The sequence below is a fragment of the Romboutsia sp. genome (genome assembly GCF_051659545.1).
Taxonomy (GTDB): domain Bacteria; phylum Bacillota; class Clostridia; order Peptostreptococcales; family Peptostreptococcaceae; genus JBOFOR01.
The window spans coordinates 1-2,466 of sequence record NZ_JBOFOR010000188.1 but is presented as its reverse complement, the minus strand read 5'-3'; the positions used below and the strand labels follow the sequence as shown (position 1 = coordinate 2,466).

Here is a 2,466-nt window from a genome sequence, read left to right as displayed (position 1 = left end):
AGTTAGTAGGAAATTCAGTTATTTAATTATTAGAGTGTAAAATTGTTGGAACGCCGTATGAGGTGAAAGTCTCACGTACGGTGTGAAGTGGGGGAAAAGTTGGAGATAACTTCAAAGACTTACCTATCACTATAAAAAGATAAGGCATTAGAAAGACGATTCCAGCCAGTTATTGCAGAAGAACCAAGTGTATCAGATACGGTTTCAATACTTCGTGGACTTAAAGAAAGATTTGAGATACATCATGGTATAAGAATACACGATAACGCAATAGTAGCTGCAGCAAAATTATCAGATAGATATATACAAGATAGGTTTTTACCAGATAAAGCAATAGACTTAATAGATGAAGCTTCTGCAATGATAAGAAGTGAAATAGACTCTCTACCTACAGAACTAGATACTGTAAGAAGAAAGTTATTTACTTTGGAAACAGAAAGAGAAGCACTTCTTAAAGAAAATGATGAAAAAAGTAAAGCTAGGCTTGAAAATTTAAACAAAGAAATATCAGAGCTTAAATCAAAAAATGATGAAATGAGCGCTAAGTACGAAAAAGAAAAGAAAAATATATTAGAAATAAAAAACCTAAAATCACAACTTGATGAAGCTAAAGGTAATGTTGAAAGATACGAAAGAGAATATGACTTTAACAAAGCTGCTGAAGTAAAATACGGTGTAATACCAAAGCTTGAAGAACGAATAAAAGAACACGAAGAAAAAATCAAGGAAAGCTATGACAATGCACTATTAAAAGAAGAAGTAACAGAAAATGAGATTTCTCAAATAGTAGCTAAATGGACAGGGATACCAATTACTAAATTAGTAGAAGGTGAAAGAGAAAAACTATTAAAATTAGAAGAAGAATTACACAAAAGAGTTATAGGTCAAGATGAAGCAGTAACAGCAGTATCTAATGCAGTAATACGTGCTCGTGCAGGTTTAAAAGACGAAAAAAAACCAATAGGTTCATTTATATTTTTAGGCCCAACAGGCGTTGGTAAAACAGAACTAGCTAAAACTCTAGCTAACAACTTATTTGATAGTGAAGATAATATAATAAGAATAGATATGAGTGAATATATGGAAAAACATGCTGTATCTAGACTTATAGGTCCCCCTCCAGGTTATGTAGGATATGAAGAAGGAGGTCAATTAACAGAAGCAGTAAGAAGACATCCATATTCGGTTATACTATTTGATGAAATAGAAAAAGCTCACGAAGATGTATTTAATATGTTTTTACAAATACTTGATGATGGTAGACTTACTGATAACAAAGGTAAAACAGTAGACTTCAAAAACACTCTTATTATAATGACATCAAATATAGGAAGTCACTATTTATTAGAAGAAGGAGAAAATATTACAGAAGGAACAAAAGAACTTGTAATGAATGAAATGAAACGTAGATTTAAGCCTGAGTTCTTAAATAGAGTAGATGACATAATAACATTTAAAACATTAGACCTTGAAGGAATAAAGAAAATAATTGATATATTTATGAATTCATTAAAAAATAGATTACAAGAGAAAAATATACAAATAGAAGTAAGTGAAGCAGCTAAAGAGATAATGGCAAGAGAAGGGTACGATCCTGTATACGGAGCAAGACCTTTAAAAAGATATATAAGTAATACTTTAGAAACAGTAATAGCTAAAAAGATGATAGCAGGAGATATTTATAGTGGATGTATAGTAGTTATTGATGCGGAAGAAGACAAAATTAAAGTGACTAATAAGTGCTAATAAAAAATAGAGGTTAATCAATTTAATTTTGATTAATCTCTATTTTTATGCAACGGATAGAGCTTTTTTAGATAAAAGTGGTTAGTTTTATGTATAGCTTTAACACTATTCTGTAAAAATAATAAAAACATTACAATAAATTGCCGAAAAGCCCCCTTCTTTAGATGTGGGGGATGAAAGGCAAGGTCTCAAACTATCTTAATAAAGAGAGGTGGAACAATTTCTAGTTATATTAAGTCTCAAATGTTGTATAATAAAAATAATATATGATGAAAGTGGGGTGAAAACTATGGAACAAGTAATAACTGTACAAGTAAAACTTAACCCAACTAAAGAGCAAATTAAATTAATAGATAATGGAAGTTTAGATTATATAAAAATTATAAATGAATTAGTATCTGAAATGGTTACAGATAAAAAATCTACTAAGAGAACTTCTGCTAATATAGTAGTTGGTTTAAATAGTGCTGTTAAAAATCAAGCAATTAAAGATGGCAAGAGTGTATTTAAAAAGGCTAAGAAATCTAAATATAAGATAATTCCTATACTTAAAAAACCTGCTATAGTTTGGAATAATCAAATAAATGCTATTAGAAAAATGGATAATAAAGAACAAAGATATATGAATAACCAAGATCATAAAATAAGTAGAGAAATAGTAAACTTTGCTAAAAATAATAATGTTTCTGTAATAAGGTTAGAGTGTTTAGAAGGAATCAG

Annotated in this window: 1 protein-coding gene and 1 pseudogene; both read left to right on the top strand. The window is 29.4% G+C overall.

Annotated elements, in window-relative coordinates; genetic code table 11:
* Window positions 1–135: 135 nt before the first annotated feature.
* Window positions 136–1,746, top strand: a pseudogene (locus tag ACRC03_RS10320) (ATP-dependent Clp protease ATP-binding subunit); the annotation flags it as partial.
* A gap of 289 nt (window positions 1,747–2,035) precedes the next feature.
* The coding region (locus ACRC03_RS10315; RefSeq protein ID WP_438652482.1) for a hypothetical protein at window positions 2,036–2,466 on the top strand (431 nt) is incomplete at its 3' end.